Source organism: Bartonella sp. CL63NXGY, assembly GCF_042194905.1.
Taxonomy (GTDB): domain Bacteria; phylum Pseudomonadota; class Alphaproteobacteria; order Rhizobiales; family Rhizobiaceae; genus Bartonella.
The window spans coordinates 338-667 of sequence record NZ_JBHINK010000108.1; the positions used below are offsets into that span (position 1 = coordinate 338).

Genomic DNA, 330 nt, shown 5'->3' on the forward strand with positions numbered 1-330 from the left:
GAATGGCTTGTTTTGCAATGTATTCAGTTCTCTATCATCGAATAGTTGAGATCTTGCTGTAATAATATCGGAATTTTCTTCATTGGATTCAATATTTAGGCTATCTATCATAAGCTGACATTGTTTTACAAAGAAAGTCTTACCACTTCCCCATGATCCGTTAATAGCAATAGACCATGAGTCATTTTGTCGATTGAGCAATCTAATTAAATTCCCAAGGCTACTGTTTCTACCAGTTATATTTTTCTGAATCGAAATTATTACATTAGCTCTTGTTGGTTCAATATCATACTTATTCATTAAATCACCTGATTATTTGTCTATGTTAAA

At 31.5% G+C, this 330-nt stretch carries 1 protein-coding gene; it reads right to left on the minus strand.

All coding sequences use genetic code 11. The features are described from left to right. The coding region (locus tag ACFIK0_RS09530; protein WP_375663931.1) for a P-loop NTPase fold protein at positions 1-300 on the minus strand (300 nt) is incomplete at its 3' end. Between the last annotated feature and the right edge of the window lie 30 nt (positions 301-330).